Genomic DNA, 22505 nt, shown 5'->3' with positions numbered 1-22505 from the left:
GGATGCGTCAAGCATAAATCTAAAATATTTCTCTGCGCTTTCAACCGTTTATCAAAATCTATCCTCTGAGCAGGGGGGAAGGGCAGCGCTGGAACCAGCGACTGGCCTGTTCATAGGCGTGCGCCAATTGCAGGACAGCGAAGTCGGCCTGGTGTCTGCCGATGATTTGCAGGCCCATGGGCAGGCCGCTGGCGTTGAAGCCGACCTGTACGTTAGCCACCGGGCAGCCGGACAAGGTGCCGGGAATGACCACTTCCATCCAGCGGTGATAGGTGTCCATGCTCACGCCTTCAATAGACGCGGGCCACGCTTGGGTCTTGTCGAACGGAAATACCTGGGCGCTGGGCAATAGCAGGTAATCGTACTTTTCGAACATTCGGCAGATCGCCCGATACCAGTCGCTGCGCGTCACCGACGCGGCAAACACATCAGTGGCCGAGAGTTTCAGGCCGTTTTCCACTTCCCAGCAGGCTTCCGGTTTCAACAAGGCGCGTTTTTGCGGGTCGGCATAAGTTGCGCCTAACGAGCCGGCGACCATCCAGTGACGCAAGGTTCGCCAACTGCTCCACAGCTTCTCTGGCGCGAATTCGGACTGAACGTGCTCGACGTGGCAACCCAGGCTTTCGAAATCAGCAAAGGCTTTTTCGCACAGCGAGAGGATGCCTTTTTCCATCGGCAGGTAGCCGTTGAAGTCGCCGAGCCAGCCCAGGCGCGTGCCTTTGAAGTCCCGATCCAACGGTGCCGCAAAGGCACTTCCGGATTCGGCAATCGACAGTGGCGCCCGCGCATCGGCCCCGGCCTGCACCGACAGCAGCAACGCCGCATCGCGCACGCTGCGCGCCATGGGGCCTTCGTAGCCGAGTTGGTCGATGAACAGGTCGGCACTGTCATCGAAGGGCACGCGGCCCTGGGACGGACGGAAACCGAAGATGTTGTTGAACGCGGCCGGGTTGCGCAGCGAGCCCATCATGTCGCTGCCGTCGGCCACCGGCACCAGGTGCATGGCCAGCGCCGCCGCCGCGCCGCCGCTACTGCCGCCAGCGGTCTTGCTCGGGTCGTAGGCGCAACCGGTCGCTCCGAAGATCGGGTTATAGCTTTGCGAGCCGAGGCCGAATTCCGGGGTGTTGCTCTTGCCGATGATGATCGCGCCAGCAGCCTTGATCCGCTCGACCATGATGCCGTCGCGCTCGGGGATGAAGTCCTTGTACAGCGGCGAACCCAGGGTGGTGCGTATGCCTTGGGTCAGGGACAGGTCCTTGATGGCGTGGGGCAGGCCGTGCATCCAGCCACGGTATTGGCCTTTCGCCAGTTCGGCGTCGCGGACATCCGCCTGGGCCAGCAGGTCTTCCGGTGCCTGCAGGCTCACCAGCGCGTTGACCTGCGGGTTGAAGCGTTCGATATGGGCAAGATAAGTCTGCATCACTTCCCGGCAGGAAACCTGGCGCAGGCGGATGCGTTCGGCGAGCTCGTGGGCCTGCAGCAGGACCAGTTCGCTGATGTTGTTAGAGTTCATTGCAAGCGGCCTTTCAGACGGCTGGAAAAACGCCCCGCCATTGCGTCGGGGCGGTGGCGATCAACGCATCAGGTTGGTCCAGAGACGGTCGGCCAGGCGGATTGCGCCTTCGCCGCAGGTCTTGCTGAACACCACTGGAGTACCTTCGGGAATGTGCAGTTCCGGCGCATCTTTCAGGCCTGCGTCGAGGAACGGTTCCACCCCCTTGATCGGGCTCTGGTGCTTGAGGAAGTTCTGGGTCATCGCCGCGTTTTCAGGCTGGCTGAGGAACGCGATGAAGGCCTTGGCGTTCGCCGGGTTCTTGCTGCCGGTCGGGATGACCATGTTGTCGACCCAGGCCAGCACACCTTCTTTCGGGTACAGGTATTTCAGGCTCGGTTTCATCTCGCGGGCGCGCATCGACGAACCGCCCCAGAAGGTCGACATGTCGATTTCACCCGAGGCGAGGTTTTCGCGAATCGAGCCCGCCTTGGAACTGTAGGTCTTGACGAAAGGTTTCTGTGCCTTGAGCAGGGTCAGGATCTGCTGCATCTGCTTCGGGTCTTCGCTGCACAGCGGGATGTTAAGGTACAGGCTGGCCATGTCCACCACGTCACTGACGGAGTCGAACATGTTGATCCGCCCTTGCAGCTCGGCCGGCGGCTCGTAAAGCACCTTGAGGCTGTCGGCAGGGCCCTTGTAGCGCTCGGTGTTGAGCACCACGCTGGTGGTGCCCCAGATGAACGGCACGGAGTAGGCGCCTTCCGGGTCCCAGGTGGGTTTTTTCAGGTTGTCGACGACGCTGGCGTAGTAGGGCTCGTTGACCGGGTCGAAACGCTCCAGCAGCTTTTCCTTGATCAGGATCGGCACGAACTGGTGCGACGGAATCGCCACGTCATAACCGGCACCGCCCTGTTTCAATTTGGCCAGCAGGGTTTCGTTGGAGTCGTAGGAGTCGACGGTGACTTCAATGCCGGTCTCCTTCTGGAACTTGGCAAGAATTTCCGGCGAAAAGTAGCCGCTCCAGCTCACCACGTTGAGTTTTTCCGCGGCCTGAACGCTGCCGGCCATGGTCAGCGGCAAAGTCAGGAACAACGATGCGCCGATGCTTTTAATCCACTTGCTCATGCTATTTCCCCACAGTACGTAGAAGGTTCAGGATTTCTTTTTGCCCAGCAGCCAGGAAAGGGTCACGAACAGCACCGAGACGCCCAGGATCAGGGTCGAGACGGCGTTGACGTCGGGTGTCACGCCCATGCGCAACAGGCCGAAGATGAAGATCGGCAAGGTGGTGGTGCCGGCCTGGGAGACCATCATCGAGATCACGAAGTTATCCAGCGACACGATGAAGGCCAGCATCAGCCCGGAGAAAATCCCCGGCATCAGCAGCGGCAGGGTGACCTTGCGGAAGGTCCGCCACGGGCCGGCATAGAGGTCGGCCGAGGCTTGTTCCAGGGACAGGTCCATGTCGTTCAGGCGTGCCCGTATCGGCAGAAAGGCAAACGGAATACAGAACACCGTATGGGCGATGATCAGGTTGCCGTAGCCCAGGGACAGGCCGATGGTGGAGAACAGCGCGAGGGTGGCGACGCCGACCACGATTTCCGGCAGCACCAGGGGCAACATGATCGCGCCCATGGACAATTGCAGGCCCTTGAACTTCGCACCCCGTGAAGTGCCGAGGGCGGCGAGGGTGGCGATGGCCGTGGCGACCATGCTGGCGCATACCGCGATCAACAGGCTGTTGCCGGCCGCCTGACGCAACGCCTGGTTGGCGAAGGCCGCGCGATACCAGTCGAGGCTGAAACCGGTCCACACCGTAGCCGACTGGTTGGCGTTGAACGAGAACACCACCAGCACCACGATGGGCGCGTAGAGGTACAGGTAGAACAGGAAACTGAAGCCGCCGAAGCCGGAGAAATCCTGCACGCCCAGCGTGTTGCGTTTGAACAGGCTGATCATCACGCACCTCCTTTGGCGATGCGCTGGCGTTCGGCACGCAAGGCATAAACCGTCAGTACCAACATCACTGCAGCCATCAGCACCAACGACAGGGCCGCGCCGAATGGCCAGTTACGCGCATCGCTGAACTGCCGGAAGATCAGGTTGCCGAGCATCATCCGCGTGCCGCCGCCGAGCAGTTCCGGAGCGATCATCGCGCCCAGGCAAGGCACGAAAGTTAGGATGGCGCCGGCAAGAATTCCCGGCTTGGCGATCGGCAATACCACCTTGCGCAAGGTGCGCACGCGCCCGGCGTAGAGATCCTGAGCGGCCTCGAGCAGGCGGATGTCCATCTTCTCCAGGGTGGCGTAGATCGGCAGCACGACGAAGGGCGCGTAGGTGTAGACCAGCCCCAGCAGCACCGCGCCGTCGGTGTAGAGCAGTTGCAGCGGCTGGTCGATGACCCCGAGGCCCATGAGGCTGTTGTTGATCACCCCGGTGTTGCGCAGCAGCAGAATCCACGCATAGGTGCGGATCAACAGGTTGGCCCAGAACGGCACGGTGATCAGGAAAATCAGCAAGCCGCGACGATGGGCCGGTTGCATCGCCAGCCACACCGCCACCGGAAATCCGATCAGCAGGGTGATGACCGTGGTCAACCCGGCGATGCCGATCGAGCGCAGGGCGATGATCAGGTAGGAGTCGGCGAAGGCCAGGCTGTCGTCCAGTTGCCGCTCGAACAGCAGCGAGGTGTAGGCGTCAGTGCTGAAGACCTTGTTCACCCCGCCGTAGGGGTTGGCTTCCATCAGCGAGTAGCCGATGACGATCAGGATCGGCACGATCAGGAACAGGCCGATGGCGATCAGCGCCGGGCTGACTCCGAGAAAGCTCTGGAAGGCCCGCCGACGTTCCAGCGTGTTGGCAATCGGTAAAGCGTGCATGGCAATTCCTCGTGCTCAATCGTGCAGGACGCTGGCGCTGCCCTGGTCGAACAGCAGACCGGCCTCGCTGCCGACGGCGAAACGCTTGCTCTGGTCGACGCAGTTGGGGGTGCGTACGGTGAGGCGCGAACCGTCGCTCAGGCTGACCTGGTATTGCAGGTCGGTGCCGAGGTAGATCTGCGCTTCTATGCGGCACGGCAGAGCGTTTTCAGTGGTGGCTGGCACCAGATGCAAACGCTCGGGGCGCACCGACAACGCAACGCTGGCACCGACCCGCACATCGCTGCACGGCTGCGCAGGCAGCGGATGTCCCGCTGGGCCGGCGAACCAGGCCAGGCCGTCTTCGACGCGGGTGACCGTGCCTTCGATGAAGTTGGTTTCGCCGATGAAGTCCGCGACAAAGCGATTGCGCGGGCGCTCGTAGATGTCTTCCGGGCGGCCGACCTGCTGCACTTCGCCTTCGGACAACACGGCGATGCGATCGGACATGGTCAGCGCTTCTTCCTGGTCGTGGGTGACAAAGATGAAGGTGATGCCGGTGCGCGCCTGAATGGTTTTCAGCTCTTCGCGCATGGCCTGGCGCAGCTTGAGGTCCAGCGCCGAAAGCGGTTCGTCGAGCAGCAAGACTTTGGGGTGCGGCGCCAGTGCGCGAGCGAGGGCGACGCGCTGTTGCTGACCGCCGGACAGTTGCGCCGGCTTGCGATTGGCGAAACGCTCCATCTGTACCAGGGCGAGCATCTCGCGCACCCGTTCGGCCATCTGCGTTTTGTTCAGGACTTTGCCCATCGGGTGGGACTCAAGACCGAAGGCCAGGTTCTCGGCGATGGTCATGTGCGGGAACAGTGCGTAATGCTGGAACACCGTGTTGACCGGGCGCTGGAAGGGCGGGCGGTCGGCGATGTTTTCGCCGTAGAGCAGAATTTCGCCTTCGGTAGGGAATTCGAACCCGGCGATCATCCGCAGGAGCGTGGTTTTGCCACAGCCCGAAGGGCCGAGAAGGGTGAAGAACTCGTTGTCACGAATGTCCAGGTCGATGCTTTTCAGCGCCACCGGGCCAGTCTTTGGATCACCGTAGACCTTGCGCACTGAGCGGATGGACACCGCCAGCGTTTGCAGCGAATGCAGGGCATTCATGCGTTACCTCCGATTCCCCCATCGCCTGCGCACGGGCTGAAAACAGCTGTGTCGTCGGGCCATGGATATTATTTTTCTGGGCAGGATCGAGATTGCGTTCGGGTGTTGTAACCAGCTGTTTTTTTGTTCTGCTGTGGATCGATTATCAGCGAGGGGTTGCGGGGGCGAAACTTCAATTTTAACATAGGGGTTGTTAAAAAATTTAACAGCAAAAGGCGCCCGGAACTCATGCCCGACCACCGTTTGCCGCCGCTCAACGCGGTGCGTGCCTTTGATGCCGCAGCCCGGTTGGGCAGCTATGTCGAAGCCTCCAAAGCCCTGCACGTGACCCAGCCGGCCATCGGCCGTCATGTGAAGTTGCTGGAAGACTGGCTGGGCATCCAACTGTTCGAGCGCACCTCTCGCGGGGTCAACCTGACGCTGGCGGGGGAGAAGTACCACCGCAAGATCAGCGCCGCCTTGCAACTGATCATCGAGGCCGGAAAAGAGGCGCAGCCCAAACACGCCGAGCGCTGGTTGCGCATCATGGTGGTGCCGGGGTTCGCCAAGCGCTGGCTGATGCCGCGCATCGAGGCCATGCGCCATCTGCGCCCGGGTTTGAAATTCGCCATCGAACCCAACTCCACCTTCACCGAAGTCGACGGTAAAAGCGCTGACCTCGGCATCGTCTACGGGGTGGATGGCCAATATGCCCACTCGCGCACCAGCCTGATTTGCCCTCGGGTGTTTCCGATCTGCTCCCCCGACTACCTGGCCAGTGTCGCGCCCATCGACAGCCCGGCGGACCTGGTGAAGCACAACCTGATCCACGTCGATGACGGCGAATGGTGGAACCTGTGGTTCGCCGCCAACGACCTCGACATCCACCTCAATTCGGACATGCTCTACGTCAACAATGACCATGCATTGTCGGTGGCCGAGAGCGGGCAGGGCATCGCACTGGCCAACGAAGTGCTGGTGCGCGAAGAACTCCATAGCGGCAAGCTGGTGCGGGTGGTGGACGCGCAGGTGAAGCTGGAAAGCTATCGGGTGCTGACGCCGTCCGCCGAGCTCTCGGCGGACGTGGCGTGGTTTATCGACTGGCTCAAGACCGAGCTGGAGCAGGACTTCCCGGAGGCGGTGATCCGCGCCTGAGAAGTCCTGGCAGGTTCAACTCAAACGGAAGCGTCCAGTGTTGTCGCTGAGGGCCTTGCTGCCGTGGCTCAAGGTGTCCGCTGCCTGATTCACCGCGCGCGCCCCTTCGAGCAAACGCACCGCCGCTTGATCGACCTGCTGGATATTGCCGCTGACCTCGTCGGCGGTACTGGCCTGTTCTTCAACCGCCGTGGCGATCTGCGCCAGGGTATCGGTGACGCTCTGCACGGCACTGGCGATTTCCCCGAGTCGTTCACCGAGGTCGGTGACCGTTTGTGCATCATTCTCTGCCTGAGAGCACGCGGCTTGCATCAGGTTGACGGCCTCGTTCACGGTGTGACGCAGGCTGTCGACCGTACCGGCTATCTGTGCGGTCGACGATTGCGTGCGTTGTGACAGGCTGCGTACTTCATCGGCCACCACCGCGAAGCCACGCCCTTGCTCGCCCGCCCGCGCCGCCTCGATGGCGGCGTTGAGGGCCAACAGGTTGGTCTGCTCGGCGACGCCGCGAATGGTGTCGACCACCAGCTGAATCTGCTGTCCCTGCTCGCTGACCCGGCCCAGCGCCGCAGCGGTCTCGTTCAGGCGTTGATTGAGTTGCTGGATACTCGCGGTGGTGCGTTGGCTGTCACGGCTGCTGTCGGCGGCAATGCGCCGGGTGTGCTGGGCGCTGCCAGAGGCCTGTTCGCAACTGTGGGCCACCCCTTGTGAGGTGGCGGCCAGTTGCGTCGCCGCCGCGGCAATCTGGCTGATCTGCAACTGCTGGGCTTCGACTTCACCCAGGGCGTCGCTGGAATGATGGTTGAGGGCTTGCACTGCGTGGCTCAATTGCAGGGTTTCGTGGTCGACCCCTTGCAGGCTGGTGCGCAGTTGCACCACGGCGACGTTCAGCGCGGTGCTGATGACTGCCAGTTCGTCCCGGCCTTGAACCGGCACTTGCAGGCTCAGATTGCCGTCGCGCAAGGCCTCGGCCAGTACTGTGATGCCGCTGGCGCTGCGACGGATCGAAGCCTGCAAGCAGATGAACAGATACAGCGCGGCCAGTAACAGGCAACCCAACACGGTGGCCGCCACAATGAACTGGCGGATCGCCGAGCCGTGGTAGTAATCCAGGCGTTGATCCAGCGACACCAGCGACTGCTGGCGCAACGAGGCGAGTTCAGTGAGCAGGGCATCGAGACTGCGTTCGAAGTCATCCGGCTTGAGGTTGATGCTGCCGCCGAATACACCGTCATCAAGGACTTTCAGGCCTGCATCGAGGCGCTTGAGGCTGTCATGGTATTGCCCGGCCCAGGTTTGCAGGGCGCTGGGCAAACGTGCTTCGAGCAGGCTCGCGGTTTTAACCAACTGCTCCCGTGCGTCGCCAATGCGGCTGCGCAGGTCGCGCAGTTGCAGGCGGCTTTGCAGGGTGAATTGCCCGGACACAACCGATGCCTGGCCTACCGCCGCCAGTCGACCGACCCGCTCGATCAGGTCGGGCGCATGCTGGGTGGAAATCTGCGTCAGCAAATAAGTCTCAAGCCACGGCGCCAGCGTCAGGCGATTGTCCATGGCGATCTGCTCGCGCAAGGCTTGCAGGGCGCTCAAGGCGTTGGTGAAGCGATCGTAGCCATCCGGCCACCAGCCAACACTGCTCAGGCTTTTTGAGTCAAGGCCATCGAGGGCGGTTTGCAGGGACTGGTAGCGGGTCAGCGTCTGACCTTCTGCACCTTCTTTTTGCAGGGCATTGCCCAGCTCGGCAGTGGCCTGGCTGACGGCTGGCTGCACCGTATCGAAGGCGGCCATCGCGGCGAGGGTGGCCGGCGTTGGCTGGCGATTGGTTTCCGTGGCACGCCAGCGGGCGGCGCGATCACGCTGGGCGGCGAGCAGGTCATCCAGCACATCAAGCGCCAGCAGTTGCCGCACCCCGGCGCGTTCGCCGGAGATCAGGTTGAGTTTGTCGCGATAATCCTGGCCGATCATCCACAGGCTGCCGGCCAGCGGCAGGATAAACAGCAGAAACAACAACTGGAATTTGCGTGCAAAACCAAAACGCCCCAGCAGCCCGATCCCCGGTGATAAAAAAGCCTGCATGCCCCATGACTCCTCTGGACACCACGCACTATTGGCGTGCGTCGGAGGTTGTTGCACCGCCGACCCGTGCCCTCTAAAAAGGCCTCGAAAGTTCACCCTTGTCCGCTCTGTAGGCCGACTCTGTGGCAAAACTTCCCATTGTCGGCCTCCTTTGTAAGGAAGCCGCGTTCAAGCCGACAAGGAAGGCAAGATTCAGACCATGGCGTTGCGCCATCAAGGTTGTGGCGATGAAGATGGAGGTCGTTAGCAGGCTAAGGGGATGGCGTTGCTGCACTGAAAAATGGCACATTGGCGCACCTGCCCGTTTGCACCCATCTGTTGTACGGAAAACCCCATGGCTATCAGCAACGCCCAGACCGGCTCAGTGCCGGCATCCGCAACGCCCCAAAGCAGCCCCCTGGTGATGCGCATCATTGGCGCGGTGGCGCTGGCGCATTTGATCAACGACCTGATCCAGTCGGTGCTGCCGTCGATCTACCCGATGCTCAAGGCCAACTATGGCCTGACCTTCACCCAGGTCGGCCTGATCACCCTGACGTTCCAGTTGACGGCCTCGCTATTGCAGCCGTGGGTGGGTTACTACACCGACCGCCATCCAAAACCGTGGCTCTTGCCGGCGGGTACGGTCTGCACCTTGATCGGGATTTTGATGATGTCGGTGGTCGCCAGCTTCCCGTTGATTCTGCTGGCGGCGGGCCTGATCGGCATCGGCTCTTCGACCTTCCACCCGGAAGCATCCCGCGTGGCGCGCCTGGCTTCGGGCGGGCGCTTCGGGCTGGCGCAGTCGACCTTCCAGGTCGGCGGCAACGCAGGCTCGGCGTTCGGCCCGTTGCTGGCGGCGGCGATCATCATTCCCTACGGACAGGGGCATGTGGCGTGGTTCGGCCTGTTCGCGGTGTTTGCGCTGTTCGTGCTCTATCGGATCAGCCGCTGGTACGCCAACCACTTGAACCTGTTCAAGCTCAAGCAAGGCCAGGCCGCGACTCACGGCCTGTCGAAGGGTCGAGTGACCAGCGCGCTGGTGGTACTCGGGTTGCTGGTGTTCTCCAAGTATTTCTACATGTCGAGCCTCACCAGCTACTTCACCTTCTACCTGATCGAGAAGTTCGACCTGTCGGTGGCCAGTTCGCAGTTGCACCTGTTCCTGTTTCTCGGCGCGGTAGCGGCGGGGACATTCTTCGGCGGACCGATCGGCGACAAGATCGGGCGTAAGGCGGTGATCTGGTTCTCGATCCTCGGCGTTGCGCCGTTCACCTTGTTGCTGCCCCATGTCGACCTGTTCTGGACCAGCATCCTCAGCGTGGTCATCGGCTTCATCCTCGCCTCGGCGTTCTCGGCCATCGTGGTATACGCCCAGGAACTGGTGCCGGGTAATGTCGGGATGATCGCCGGGGTGTTCTTCGGCTTGATGTTTGGTTTTGGCGGGATTGGCGCGGCGTTGCTCGGGCATCTGGCGGACATTCACGGCATCGAATACGTGTACTACCTGTGTTCGTTCCTGCCGTTGTTTGGCGTGTTGGCGATCTTCCTGCCGCGTACCCGGAAGGCGTGAGTAGCAGGTGACCTGTAGGAGCCGGCTTGCTGGCGATGAACGATTACGCGGTTTGCCTGGTTAACCGCGGCGTCCGGATCGCCAGCAAGCCGGCTCCTACGGGATGCGGAGATGTCAGGCACAAAAAAGCCGCGTATCAAACGCGGCTTTTTCTTGGGGGTTGCGGCTTACACGTTGAAGCGGAAGTGCATCACGTCGCCGTCTTTAACGATGTAGTCCTTGCCTTCCAGGCGCCATTTACCGGCTTCCTTGGTACCGGCTTCGCCCTTGTACTGGATGAAGTCGTTGTAGGCGATCACTTCGGCGCGGATGAAGCCTTTTTCGAAATCGGTGTGGATCACGCCAGCGGCTTGTGGTGCGGTGGCACCGACGCGGACGGTCCAGGCGCGGACTTCTTCGACACCGGCGGTGAAGTAGGTCTGCAGGTGCAGCATTTCGTAGCCGGCGCGGATCACGCGGTTCAGGCCAGGCTCTTCGAGGCCCAGGGCTTCGAGGAACATGTCTTTCTCTTCGCCGTCATCGAGCTCGGCGATTTCCGCTTCGATCTTGTTGCACACCGGTACAACCATGGCGCCTTCTTCTTCGGCGATGGCGCGCACAACGTCCAGGTGCGGGTTGTTCTCGAAGCCGTCTTCAGCGACGTTGGCGATGTACATGACCGGCTTGGTGGTCAGCAGGTGGAAGCCCTTGATCACCGCCTTCTCGTCGGTGCCCATGTTCTTCATCAGGCTGCGCGCCGGCTTGCCTTCGGTGAAGTGAGCGATCAGTTGCTCCAGCAGGCCTTTCTGGACCACTGCGTCCTTGTCACCGCCCTTGGCGTTGCGCGCGACTTTCTGCAGTTGCTTCTCGCAGCTGTCGAGGTCGGCGAAGATCAGTTCCAGGTCGATGATTTCGATGTCGCGTTTCGGGTCGACGCTGTTGGAGACGTGAATCACGTTCTCGTCTTCGAAGCAGCGGACTACGTGGGCGATGGCATCGGTTTCACGGATGTTGGCCAAAAACTTGTTACCCAGGCCTTCACCTTTCGACGCGCCGGCAACCAGGCCCGCGATGTCGACGAATTCCATGGTGGTCGGCAGGATGCGCTTTGGATTGACGATGGCCGCCAGGGCATCCAGGCGCGGATCCGGCATCGGCACGATACCGCTGTTCGGCTCGATGGTGCAGAAGGGGAAGTTCTCGGCCGCGATCCCGGATTTGGTCAGGGCGTTGAACAGGGTGGACTTGCCGACGTTAGGCAGGCCGACGATGCCGCAATTGAATCCCATGGTGTTTCCCCTCGGATAAGAGTCAGGCCTTCTGGCTGTGCAGGTTTTTCATCGCGCGGTTCCATTCCCCGGCGAGGATATCCGGCAGCACGCCGAGGGCAAAGTCGATGCTGGCATCGAGTTTTTCCTGTTCGGCGCGTGGCGCACGACCCAGGACGAAATTTGAAACCATACTGGCAACGCCCGGGTGGCCAATGCCAAGCCGCAGGCGATGAAAGGTATTCTGATTGCCCAGTTGCGCAATGATGTCGCGCAACCCGTTGTGACCGCCATGGCCGCCGCCCTGCTTGAGCTTGGCAACGCCGGGTGGCAGGTCGAGTTCGTCGTGCGCCACGAGGATTTCTTCAGGCTTGATGCGGAAGAAACCGGCGAGTGCCGCTACGGCCTGGCCGCTACGGTTCATGTACGTGGTGGGAATCAGCAGACGAACATCCTGACCCTGATGCGAATAGCGACCGGTCAGGCCGAAATACTTGCGATCCGCCACAAGGTTCACGCCTTGTGCGTTCGCGATGCGCTCAACAAAAAGGGCCCCTGCGTTATGCCGGGTCTGTTCGTATTCAGCGCCTGGATTTCCCAGGCCAACGATCAGTTTGATGGCAGTCACGATAGGGGCCCTTCCTTGGAGTGGTGGATAACATCGCCGCGATCAGGGAAAGCGGCGAAAGTGGACGAAAAATGCTCATTTACCATGATGTAAACTCCGCGTTCTCGCCCGCTTTCTCGCTATGCTCTAGTCCGCGATGTTTCCGGTCACTCCGGCGTACAGAGTAAAATTACTCTGCAGCGCCTTCTGCAGCTTCTGGAGCAACACGTGGAGCGTGGACGTTGGCAACAGCCTTGTCATCGCCGTGTGCCAGAGCAACGAATTCAACGCCTTTAGGAGCTTTGAGGTCCGACAGGTGAATGATCGCGCCGATTTCGGCGTTAGCCAGGTCGACTTCGATGAATTCAGGCAGGTCTTTCGGCAGGCAGGAAACTTCGATTTCCGAAGTAACGTGCGAGATTTCGCCGCCTTTCTTGATCGGTGCTTCTTCGTTGATGAAGTGCACTGGAACGATAGCGGTCAGTTTCTGGCCAGCTACTACGCGTACGAAGTCAGCGTGCATCACGTGGCCTTTGGCCGGGTGACGCTGCAGGGCTTTGATCACGACGTTCTGCTTGGTGCCACCAACGTTCAGCTCGATGATGTGGCTGTAAGCCGCTTCGTTTTCGAGCAGTTTGGCAACTTCTTTGGCCAGCATGCTGATGGATTCAGGGGCTTTGTCGCCACCGTAAACTACAGCTGGAACCAGGCTTGCGAGACGACGCAGGCGGCGGCTCGCACCTTTCCCCAGGTCGGAACGCACTTCAGCATTCAGGGTAAAATCGTTCATGTTGTATCTCCAAAATAACCACATTCGCCCCAGCGTTTGCGACCAGCGCTAAAGGCGATATGGGCAAAAAAGCCCCGCCCCGACAGGAATGCCGGGGCGGGGCGCTTTTCGTCAACGAGACATTTCGAGAAGGGCAGGGCCCTTAGCGGAACATCGCGCTGATCGATTCTTCATTGCTGATGCGGCGGACCGCCTCGGCAACTACCGGTGCGATATCCAGTTGGCGGATACGCGCACAGGCTTGTGCTGCAGCGGACAGAGGAATGGTGTTAGTGACCACCAACTCGTCCAGCACGGAATTTTCAATGTTTTCGATCGCCCGACCCGACAGCACAGGGTGCGTGCAGTAGGCGAAAACCTTGGCAGCGCCATGCTCTTTCAGGGCCTTCGCCGCGTGGCACAGGGTGCCGGCGGTATCGACCATGTCATCGACCAGAATACAGGTACGCCCTTCGACATCACCGATGATATGCATCACTTCAGAGTGATTGGCTTTCTCACGGCGTTTGTCGATGATCCCGAGATCCACGCCCAGGGATTTGGCAACGGCACGTGCACGCACGACGCCACCAATGTCCGGGGACACGATCATCAGGTTTTCGAAGCGCTGATCTTCGATGTCATCCACCAGAACCGGGGAGCCGTAGATGTTATCTACCGGAATATCGAAGAAACCCTGGATTTGGTCAGCATGCAGATCAACCGTGAGAACACGATCGATGCCGACTACGGTAAGCATGTCAGCGACGACTTTCGCGCTGATAGCCACACGTGCGGAACGCGGACGGCGATCCTGACGGGCATAACCAAAGTAAGGAATAACAGCAGTGATACGAGTAGCCGAGGAGCGGCGGAAGGCATCAGCCATCACTACCAGTTCCATCAGGTTATCGTTGGTCGGAGCGCAAGTCGGCTGAATAATGAAGACGTCTTTACCGCGGACGTTTTCATTGATCTCGGCTGTAATTTCGCCGTCGGAAAATTTACCGACAGAAATGTCACCGAGAGGGATATGCAGCTGACGTACGACACGCCGAGCCAGATCGGGGTTAGCGTTCCCCGTAAAGACCATCATCTTGGACACGCGCAGTACCTGAAGGCTGAGGGTAACCTGGATGAGTATTAGAAAATGGCAGGGGCGGCTGGATTCGAACCAACGCATGGCAGGATCAAAACCTGCTGCCTTACCGCTTGGCGACGCCCCTGTATCTGTTGCAACGATTACCCAGTAATCGGTTCCTTTAGAGCAGACTTTGAAGCTTGCGATGCAACATCGAAATGTTGCTTCCTTTTGCTACAAAACCTGTAAGGGTCTCTGTCAGAAGGGCCGAGACTTTATCAGCTTCAGCTTTGCTTGGGAAGCCCCCAAACACACAACTTCCAGTTCCGGTGAGTTTTGCTTCGGTAAATTTACCTAACAAATTCAAGGCGTTACGTACCTCTGGATAACGTCTTGTTACCACCGGCAAGCAGTCATTTCGACTGTTTCCCTTGGGAACGGGGCGCACTTTAATGGGAGGAGTGTTACGTGTCAACAACGGATCTGAAAAAATTTCTGCCGTACTTACAGAGACTTGCGGTACCAGCACGAGATACCAGGGTTCTTCGGGGTCGACAGGGGTGAGTTTCTCGCCCACACCCTCGGCGAAAGCCGCGTGGCCGCGCACGAAAACCGGGACGTCTGCGCCCAGCGTCAATCCCAGGCCAGCCAGGCGATCTTCATCCCAGCCCAATTGCCAGAGGTGATTCAAGCCAAGCAATGTCGTGGCGGCGTTCGAGCTGCCGCCACCGATACCGCCGCCCATTGGCAGGATTTTTTCAATCCAGATATCAACGCCCAGCGAACAACCGGATTGCTCCTGAAGTTTTTTCGCGGCCTTGACGATCAGGTTGCTGTCGTGGGGAACGCCCGGGAACTCGGTGTGCAGTTGAATGACGCCGTCATCGCGCACGGCATAGGTGATCTCGTCACCGTAATCGAGAAACTGAAACATGGTTTGCAGTTCGTGGTAGCCGTCTTCGCGGCGACCCAGAATGTGCAGCATCAAATTGAGCTTGGCCGGCGAAGGCAGTGTCAGGCGATTGTCTGGCATTTCACTGCCCCAACTTGCGCGGTTGCCAAGTCTTGATCACCAGCGTGACATCCAGGTCGATGCCATGAAGTTTGATCCGTTCGGGCAACCAGTAACCGTTCAGTTGGGTGTATTCGGTGTATTCGACCTGCCAACCGTCCTGTTCGAGGCTGGCCAAACGACTCTCGCCGTCCAGCGTCAGGTGGCTTTTGCTGTCCGGAGCCGGGAGGCCGCGCACCCACCAGGCCAGGTTGGACACCGGCAGCTTCCAGCCAAGCTGTTCTTCGAGCAACACTTCCGGATTCGGCGCGTCGTAACGCCCCTGGTTGGCGACTTCCAGCGACACCTTGCCCGGACGTCCGGTCAGGCGAGCCGCACCGCGACCCAGTGGTCCGGACAGGCGAATGTCGTAGTAATCCTGGCGTTGCAACCAGAACAGCGTGCCGCTGCCCGAGTCTTTCGGAGCGCGAATGCCGATCTTGCCGTCGATCTGCCAGCCATCGAGGCCGGTCAGTTGCTGTTTGTGTTCGCGCCATTGGGCGGCGTTGCCATGCCCCTCGACCGACTCGCGGGGACCCAGGCCCGCGCAACCGGCGAGCAGGGCGATAAAACTGAAAACGATGAAATGGCGCAAAAACATAATCTTAAAGAGTCTCTGATCCGGTCAGGCGTTTGATGGTGCCGCGCAGGGTCGGGCTGTCGGGTTGTTCCTTGAGGAACTTGCCCCAGACTTGCCGGGCTTCACGTTGTTTGCCATTGGCCCACAGCACTTCGCCCAGGTGAGCGGCGACTTCCTGGTCGGGGAAGCGATCCAGGGCCTGACGTAGCAGGCGTTCGGCTTCGTCGAGATTGCCCATGCGGTAATTCACCCAGCCAAGGCTGTCGAGTACCGCCGGGTCCTCCGGACTGATCTGGTGTGCCTGTTCGATCAGGGCCTTGGCTTCGGCGTAGCGCGTGGTGCGGTCGGACAGGGTGTAGCCAAGGGCGTTCAAGGCCATGGCATTGTCCGGATCGCGCTTGATGATCAAGCGCAGGTCTTTTTCCATCTGCGCCAGGTCATTGCGTTTTTCCGCCTGCATGGCGCGGGTGTAGAGCAGGTTCAAGTCGTCCGGGTATTGCTGCAAGGCTTGTTGCAGAACACCCCAGGCCTTGTCGCCCTGATTGTTGGCGGACAGGGTTTCGGCTTCGATCAGGTACAGCTGGATTGCATAATCCGGCTGCTCATCGCGCTGCGCCGCCAGTTTGCGCTGGGCTTCGGCGGTCTTGCCGTTGTCGATCAGGATGTCGGCCTGGCGCAATTGCGCCGGCAGGTAGTCGCTGCCCGGGCCAACCTTGGCGTATTCGATCAGGGCGCCTTGCGGGTCGTTCTGTTCTTCGGCGATGCGGCCGAGGTTCAGGTGTGCCGAGTCGACGTGGCTTTCCCGGTCGATCAGGTCTTCCAGATAACCCTTGGCCTCATTCCAGGCCTTGGCTTCCAGGCAGACCAGTGCCAGGGAGTAACGCAGTTCGTCGTCTTCCGGGTACTGCTGGACCAGGCTCGAGAACTCGGCCTTGGCATCGTCCATGCGGTCCTGTTCAACCAGCATGCGTGCGTAAGTCAGGCGCAGGCGCTTGTCGTCCGGGTATTTCTTGATGCTTTTTTGCAGCAGTGGCAGGGCTTCGTCGCCGCGATCCTGGGTTTGCAGCAGGCGTGCGCGCAGCAGGATCGGCGCTATTTCGCCGTCTTCGGGTGGATTGTTTTCCAGCAGCGTCAATGCGCCTTTGGCGTCGCCGTCCTGTTGCATCAGCAAGGCCTTGCCGAAAATCAGCTGGCTGTTGTTCGGATGGCGTTGCAGCAAACGGTCGAAGCTTTTCATCAAGCCGTTGCGGGTGTCCTGGTCGGTGTCGGCCGCGGACAGCGCGAGGAAGTCGAAATGGGTATCGCCCTTGCCTTGCAGGACTTTCTCCATATAGACCATGGAGTCGTCATAACGCCCGGCGCGTGCCAGTTGCACGGCGGCGGCGCGTTGCGCTTCGAGGTCGTCGGGGGCGTTTTTGGCCCAGATCAATGCGGTGTCCAGGGCTGCCTGATCGGCACCCAGGTATTCGGCGATACGGAATGCCCGCTCGGAAATGCCCGGATCCTGAGTGTTGATGGCCTGGGTCACATAGTTGTCCAAGGCAATGTCGAAACGATTGCGCTGGCCAGCCAGTTCGGCGCTCAACAGGCTGAAGACGGTTTCCTCGCTGAATGAGCTGTAGACCTTGGGCTTTTCAGGGGCCGGGGTGCTGTCTTCCACCGGAGGGGTACCGTCCGACGACACGGGTGCCAATGCCTGGCAGCCGCTGAGGAAGATAAAAGCGAGGAGCAACGCGGAAGATCTATTCATATAGGAAGAGGACGACTAACCTGCGGTCGGATCATCATGACACAAGCTTTCGGCCAAACATAACCGGCCCGGCATTTTCACACGCACACGGTCCCTGTAGGAGCTGGCTTGCCAGCGATGGTCGTTAACGATGACGCGTTTCTACCGGAAAGACGCGGCGCCAGTCAGTCCATCGCTGGCAAGCCAGCTCCTACAGGGATTGTGTTTAAACGAGAACCGCTCGCAACGTGGACGCCGCCTAACGGCGCGATAGATATCGAGTAGTTGTTCTCCATGTGTCGAAGTAGGACAATTGCCGGCTTCACGTCACCATCAGCGACTTTGAATGGCCTTCCTTGCACTCGGTATTAACCACAAGACTGCTTCAGTAGACGTCCGCGAGCGCGTGGCTTTTACCCCTGAGCAGCTGGTTGAGGCCTTGCAGCAGCTCTGCCGACTCACCGACAGCCGCGAAGCTGCGATCCTCTCCACCTGCAATCGCAGTGAACTCTATATAGAACAGGATCACCTGTCGGCGGACATCGTGCTGCGCTGGCTGGCCGAATATCATCATTTGAGCTACGACGAGCTGCGCGAAAGCGCCTATGTGCATGAAGATGATGCGGCAGTTCGTCACATGATGCGGGTCGCCTCCGGGCTCGACTCGCTGGTGTTGGGTGAACCGCAGATTCTCGGCCAGATGAAGTCGGCCTATGCCGTGGCCCGCGAAGCCGGCACCATCGGGCCATTGCTCGGGCGGCTGTTCCAGGCCACGTTCAATGCGGCCAAGCAGGTGCGCACCGACACGGCCATCGGTGAGAACCCGGTGTCGGTGGCGTTTGCCGCAGTGAGCCTGGCCAAGCAGATTTTCAGCGACCTGCAACGCAGCCAGGCGTTGTTGATTGGCGCTGGCGAAACCATCACCCTGGTCGCCCGCCATCTGCATGATCTGGGTGTAAAGCGCATCGTGGTGGCCAACCGCACCCTGGAGCGCGCCAGCATTCTGGCCGAACAGTTCGGTGCCCATGCGGTGTTGCTGTCGGATATTCCGGCAGAGCTGGTGCGCAGCGATATCGTCATCAGTTCCACCGCCAGCCAGTTGCCGATCCTGGGCAAGGGCGCGGTGGAAAGCGCCTTGAAACTGCGCAAGCACAAACCCATTTTCATGGTGGATATCGCCGTTCCGCGCGACATCGAGCCAGAAGTCGGCGAGTTGGACGACGTTTACCTCTATAGCGTCGACGACCTTCACGAGGTGGTTGCCGAGAACCTCAAGAGTCGTCAGGGCGCAGCCCAGGCAGCCGAAGAGATGGTCTCGGTCGGCGCCGAAGACTTCATGGTCCGCCTGCGCGAGTTGGCGGCGGTGGACGTGCTCAAGGCTTATCGTCAACAGAGCGAACGCCTGCGCGACGAAGAATTGCAAAAGGCCCAGCGTATGCTAGCCAACGGCAGCAGTGCCGAAGAGGTGCTGGTGCAACTGGCCCGCGGGCTGACCAACAAACTGTTGCACGCACCGAGCGTGCAGTTGAAAAAGCTCTCTGCCGAAGGTCGCCTGGATGCGCTGGCGATGGCCCAGGAACTCTTTGCCCTCGGTGAGGGCTCATCGGATAGCTTTTCGGATAAAAAACCGCAATGAAAGCGTCACTGCTCAATAAGCTGGATATTCTCCAGGACCGTTTCGAGGAATTGACCGCCCTGCTGGGCGATGGCGAGGTCATTTCCGATCAGAACAAGTTCCGCACCTATTCCAAGGAGTACGCGGAAGTTGAACCGATCGTGGGCACCTATAAAGAGCTGCTGAAAGTGCAGGATGACCTCGAAGGTGCCCAGGCACTGCTCAAGGACAGCGACCCGGACATGCGTGAAATGGCCGTGGAAGAAGTCCGCGAGGCCAAGGAGCGCCTGGTTACGCTCGAAGCCGACCTGCAACGCATGCTGCTGCCCAAGGATCCGAACGACGGGCGCAACGTGTTCCTCGAAATCCGCGCCGGCACCGGCGGTGACGAAGCGGCGATTTTCTCCGGTGACCTGTTCCGCATGTATTCGCGTTACGCCGAGCGGCGTGGCTGGCGGGTGGAGATCCTCTCGGAAAACGAGGGTGAGCATGGCGGCTATAAAGAGGTGATTGCCCGGGTCGAGGGCGACAACGTCTACGGCAAGCTGAAGTTCGAATCCGGCGCGCACCGCGTGCAGCGGGTTCCGGCGACTGAATCCCAGGGCCGCATCCACACGTCGGCCTGCACCGTGGCGGTATTGCCCGAGCCGGACGAACAGGAGGCCATCGAGATCAACCCGGCCGACCTGCGCGTCGATACCTATCGCTCCTCCGGCGCCGGTGGCCAGCACGTCAACAAGACCGACTCGGCGATCCGTATCACGCACTTGCCGTCCGGCATCGTGGTCGAGTGCCAGGAAGAACGTTCGCAGCACAAGAACCGCGCCCGGGCGATGTCCTGGTTGTCGGCCAAGCTGAACGATCAGCAGACCTCCGCCGCGGCTAACGCCATCGCCAGTGAACGCAAGTTGCTGGTCGGTTCCGGTGATCGCTCCGAGCGTATCCGCACGTATAACTTTGCCCAGGGCCGGGTCACCGACCACCGGGTCAACCTGACCTTGTATTCCCTCGACGAGATCCTCGCCGGCGGTGTCGATGCGGTGATCGAGCCGTTGTTGGCCGAGTATCAGGCCGATCAACTGGCGGCGATAGGTGAGTAAATGACGATCATTGCCAGTTTGTTGCGTGCCGCCGATCTACCCGACTCGCCGACGGCGCGTCTGGATGCCGAATTGCTGCTGGCGGCGGCGTTGGGCAAGTCCCGCAGCTTCCTGCACACCTGGCCGGAACGCATCGTGCCGAGCGACGCGGCGCTGACGTTCGCCGAGTATTTGCAGCGCCGCCGCGGCGGTGAGCCGGTGGCCTACATACTCGGCCAGCAGGGTTTCTGGAAGCTGGATCTGGAAGTGGCACCGCACACGCTGATCCCGCGCCCCGACACCGAACTGCTGGTGGAGGCTGCGCTGGAATTGTTGCCGGCCACCCCGGCCAAGGTGCTCGACCTCGGCACCGGCAGCGGTGCGATTGCCCTGGCGTTGGCCAGCGAGCGTCCGGCGTGGAGCGTCACTGCGGTGGATCGAGTGCTGGAAGCCGTGGCCCTGGCCGAGCGCAATCGCCAGCGCCTGCACCTGAACAACGCCCATGTACTGAGCAGCCATTGGTTCAGCGCCCTGGAAGGTCAGCGTTTTCAACTGATCATCAGCAACCCGCCGTATATCGCAGCGGCCGATCCGCATCTGGTCGAGGGCGATGTGCGCTTCGAGCCGGCCAGCGCCCTGGTGGCCGGCGTCGACGGGCTCGACGATCTGCGCCTGATCGTCGCCCAGGCGCCAGACCATCTGCACGCAGGCGGTTGGCTGATGCTCGAACATGGCTATGATCAGGCCGGGGCAGTTCGCGATTTACTGCTGACCCGTGGTTTTGAGGAAGTCCACAGCCGCACCGATCTGGGCGGTCATCAACGCATCAGTCTGGGGCGCCTGCCGTGCTGAATGATCAGGAGTTGCTGCGTTACAGCCGGCAGATTCTGCTGCAACACATCGATATCGACGGTCAGTTGCGGCTCAAGGAGAGTCGCGTATTGATCGTCGGTCTCGGTGGCCTCGGCGCGCCGGTGGCGCTGTACCTCGCCGCCGCCGGTGTTGGCCAATTGCATCTGGCGGACTTCGACACCGTCGACCTGACCAACCTGCAACGCCAGATCATTCACGACACCGACAGCGTCGGCATGACCAAGGTCGATTCGGCGCTCAAGCGCCTGAGCGCGATCAATCCTGAAATTCAACTGATCGCCCATCGTGCGGCGCTGGACGAAGATTCCCTGGCCGCCGTGGTGACCGGGGTGGATCTGGTGCTCGATTGCTCCGACAATTTCTCCACCCGTGAAGCGGTTAATGCCGCTTGTGTGGCGTCCGGCAAACCCTTGGTCAGCGGCGCAGCGATTCGCCTTGAAGGGCAACTGTCGGTGTTCGATCCGCGTCGCCCAGAGAGCCCGTGCTACCACTGTTTATATGGGCACGGCAGCGAAGCCGAACTGACCTGTAGCGAGGCCGGCGTGGTCGGGCCGCTGGTGGGGTTGGTCGGCAGTCTGCAAGCGCTTGAAGCGCTGAAGTTGCTGGCCGGATTCGGTGAGCCGCTGGTGGGGCGCCTGCTGTTGATCGACGCCTTGGGTACACGCTTCCGTGAGTTGCGGGTCAAGCGCGATCCGGGTTGCAGCGTCTGTGGGTCAAAAAATGCGTGAAGCGCCGATTGGCGTGTTCGACTCCGGTGTCGGCGGGCTCTCGGTACTGGCCGAGATCCAGCGTTTGCTGCCCAATGAATCTCTGTTGTATGTCGCCGATTGCGGGAATGTTCCCTATGGCGAGAAAACCCCGGAGTTTATCCAGCAGCGTTGCAGCGTGATGGCCGACTTCTTTCAGCAGCAGGGCGCCAAGGCCCTGGTGCTCGCCTGCAACACGGCCACGGTGGCTGGCGTCGCCGACTTGCGTCGCGACTATCCAGAATGGCCCATCGTCGGCATGGAGCCGGCGGTCAAGCCTGCCGCCGCCGCCACCCGCAGCGGCGTGGTGGGGGTGCTGGCCACCACCGGCACCTTGCAGAGCGCCAAGTTCGCCGCGTTGCTTGATCGGTTTGCCACCGATGTGCGGGTCATCACCCAGCCTTGTCCGGGGCTGGTTGAGCTGATTGAAAACGGCGACCTGCACAGTCCCGCCTTGCGTCAGTTGCTGGCCGGATATGTCGAGCCATTGCTGGCGGCTGGCGCCGACACGATCATTCTCGGTTGCACCCATTACCCCTTTCTCAAGCCGATGCTGCGGCAGATGATCCCCGAGAACATCAGCCTGATCGACACCGGTGCCGCCGTCGCGCGGCAACTCCAGCGGCTTTTGGCCGAAGGCGAGCTGCTCGCCGAGGGGCCGGCCCGTGAAGCGCAGTTCTGGACCAGTGCCGATCCGCTTCATTTCAGAAATATCTTGCCGATACTGTGGAATACCGCTGGCGTTGTGCGAAGCTTCAACAGGTAGAAGCCTGTCCGGGGGGGAGTACGAAAAATCGGAGTGAACTTCTGATAAATCGCTGACTTCTATAGTTTCGCAGGGCTTGGTAACAAAAAAACCAT

20 protein-coding genes and 1 tRNA gene are annotated in these 22505 nt (G+C 60.6%); 7 read left to right on the top strand and 14 right to left on the bottom strand.

The features are described 5' to 3' along the window. Positions 1–58: 58 nt before the first annotated feature. From QMK54_RS26385 to QMK54_RS26365, 5 genes are read right to left on the bottom strand one after another with little or no spacing between them, the layout of a single operon-like run. Entirely contained in the window at positions 59–1513 is a 1455-nt protein-coding gene (locus QMK54_RS26385; RefSeq protein WP_320401584.1) for an amidase, read from the bottom strand. 60 nt (positions 1514–1573) lie between these two features. After that, on the bottom strand, positions 1574–2620 hold the full coding sequence (locus tag QMK54_RS26380; RefSeq protein WP_320401583.1) for an extracellular solute-binding protein: 1047 nt from the start codon (positions 2618–2620) through the stop codon (positions 1574–1576). 27 nt (positions 2621–2647) lie between these two features. Then, a complete protein-coding gene (locus tag QMK54_RS26375) occupies positions 2648–3454 on the bottom strand; it encodes an ABC transporter permease (protein ID WP_413787348.1) in 807 nt (268 codons plus the stop codon). Continuing rightward, a complete protein-coding gene (locus QMK54_RS26370) occupies positions 3454–4374 on the bottom strand; it encodes an ABC transporter permease (protein WP_320401581.1) in 921 nt (306 codons plus the stop codon). The genes QMK54_RS26375 and QMK54_RS26370 overlap by 1 nt, the downstream gene beginning before the upstream one ends. 15 nt (positions 4375–4389) lie before the next feature. Further along, entirely contained in the window at positions 4390–5508 is a 1119-nt protein-coding gene (locus QMK54_RS26365; RefSeq protein ID WP_320401580.1) for an ABC transporter ATP-binding protein, read from the bottom strand. Between the two features lie 228 nt (positions 5509–5736). Between QMK54_RS26365 and QMK54_RS26360 the strand changes: the two genes are divergently transcribed. Beyond that, positions 5737–6642, top strand: a complete 906-nt coding sequence (locus tag QMK54_RS26360; protein ID WP_110661198.1) for a LysR substrate-binding domain-containing protein — start codon at positions 5737–5739, stop codon at positions 6640–6642. A 15-nt stretch (positions 6643–6657) separates the two neighbouring features. On the opposite strand, the gene QMK54_RS26355 is transcribed toward QMK54_RS26360, so the two are convergent. Then, positions 6658–8715: a methyl-accepting chemotaxis protein gene (locus QMK54_RS26355; RefSeq protein WP_223588366.1), complete on the bottom strand. Its 2058-nt coding sequence runs from the start codon at positions 8713–8715 to the stop codon at positions 6658–6660. Between the two features lie 334 nt (positions 8716–9049). Between QMK54_RS26355 and QMK54_RS26350 the strand changes: the two genes are divergently transcribed. Next, positions 9050–10267, top strand: coding sequence for an MFS transporter (locus QMK54_RS26350; RefSeq protein WP_223588371.1), 1218 nt, complete (start codon positions 9050–9052; stop codon positions 10265–10267). Positions 10268–10434: 167 nt separating this feature from the next. On the opposite strand, the gene ychF is transcribed toward QMK54_RS26350, so the two are convergent. The 8 genes from ychF to QMK54_RS26310 form a co-directional block, all read right to left on the bottom strand. Then, entirely contained in the window at positions 10435–11535 is a 1101-nt protein-coding gene (ychF, locus tag QMK54_RS26345) for a redox-regulated ATPase YchF (RefSeq protein WP_056726278.1), read from the bottom strand. A gap of 22 nt (positions 11536–11557) precedes the next feature. Then, positions 11558–12142 carry an aminoacyl-tRNA hydrolase gene (gene pth, locus QMK54_RS26340; RefSeq protein WP_046030136.1) on the bottom strand — a complete coding sequence of 195 codons (585 nt, stop codon included), beginning with the start codon at positions 12140–12142 and terminating at the stop codon, positions 11558–11560. Positions 12143–12311: 169 nt separating this feature from the next. Then, positions 12312–12911: a 50S ribosomal protein L25/general stress protein Ctc gene (locus QMK54_RS26335; RefSeq protein ID WP_110662322.1), complete on the bottom strand. Its 600-nt coding sequence runs from the start codon at positions 12909–12911 to the stop codon at positions 12312–12314. Positions 12912–13053: 142 nt separating this feature from the next. Then, on the bottom strand, positions 13054–13995 hold the full coding sequence (locus QMK54_RS26330; RefSeq protein ID WP_003171603.1) for a ribose-phosphate pyrophosphokinase: 942 nt from the start codon (positions 13993–13995) through the stop codon (positions 13054–13056). A gap of 46 nt (positions 13996–14041) precedes the next feature. After that, a tRNA-Gln gene (locus tag QMK54_RS26325) sits at positions 14042–14116 on the bottom strand. A 36-nt stretch (positions 14117–14152) separates the two neighbouring features. Next, positions 14153–15004, bottom strand: a complete 852-nt coding sequence (gene ispE, locus QMK54_RS26320) for a 4-(cytidine 5'-diphospho)-2-C-methyl-D-erythritol kinase (protein ID WP_320401579.1) — start codon at positions 15002–15004, stop codon at positions 14153–14155. A 1-nt stretch (position 15005) separates the two neighbouring features. Continuing rightward, a complete protein-coding gene (gene lolB, locus QMK54_RS26315) occupies positions 15006–15623 on the bottom strand; it encodes a lipoprotein insertase outer membrane protein LolB (RefSeq protein ID WP_320401578.1) in 618 nt (205 codons plus the stop codon). Positions 15624–15627: 4 nt separating this feature from the next. Next, a complete protein-coding gene (locus tag QMK54_RS26310; protein WP_110662950.1) occupies positions 15628–17352 on the bottom strand; it encodes a tetratricopeptide repeat protein in 1725 nt (574 codons plus the stop codon). Positions 17353–17677: 325 nt separating this feature from the next. Between QMK54_RS26310 and hemA the strand changes: the two genes are divergently transcribed. Genes hemA through murI form a run of 5 tightly spaced genes read left to right on the top strand, consistent with a single transcriptional unit; the run spans position 17678 to position 22410 of the window. Continuing rightward, a complete protein-coding gene (hemA, locus tag QMK54_RS26305; protein ID WP_223588379.1) occupies positions 17678–18967 on the top strand; it encodes a glutamyl-tRNA reductase in 1290 nt (429 codons plus the stop codon). Beyond that, positions 18964–20046, top strand: coding sequence for a peptide chain release factor 1 (gene prfA, locus QMK54_RS26300; RefSeq protein WP_223588383.1), 1083 nt, complete (start codon positions 18964–18966; stop codon positions 20044–20046). The genes hemA and prfA overlap by 4 nt, the downstream gene beginning before the upstream one ends. Then, positions 20047–20877 (top strand): peptide chain release factor N(5)-glutamine methyltransferase, encoded by an 831-nt coding sequence (gene prmC, locus QMK54_RS26295; protein ID WP_320401577.1) that lies wholly within the window; start codon positions 20047–20049, stop codon positions 20875–20877. Next, the gene (locus QMK54_RS26290; protein WP_223588387.1) at positions 20871–21626 is read left to right on the top strand and encodes a molybdopterin-synthase adenylyltransferase MoeB; all 756 of its coding nucleotides are present in this window, start codon (positions 20871–20873) and stop codon (positions 21624–21626) included. The genes prmC and QMK54_RS26290 overlap by 7 nt, the downstream gene beginning before the upstream one ends. Next, positions 21619–22410 (top strand): glutamate racemase, encoded by a 792-nt coding sequence (gene murI / locus QMK54_RS26285; RefSeq protein WP_110658462.1) that lies wholly within the window; start codon positions 21619–21621, stop codon positions 22408–22410. The genes QMK54_RS26290 and murI overlap by 8 nt, the downstream gene beginning before the upstream one ends. Positions 22411–22505 lie beyond the last annotated feature (95 nt).

This window comes from Pseudomonas sp. P5_109 (assembly GCF_034009455.1).
In the GTDB taxonomy this organism is placed as follows: domain Bacteria; phylum Pseudomonadota; class Gammaproteobacteria; order Pseudomonadales; family Pseudomonadaceae; genus Aquipseudomonas.
This window is presented reverse-complemented; position numbering and strand designations above follow the sequence as displayed.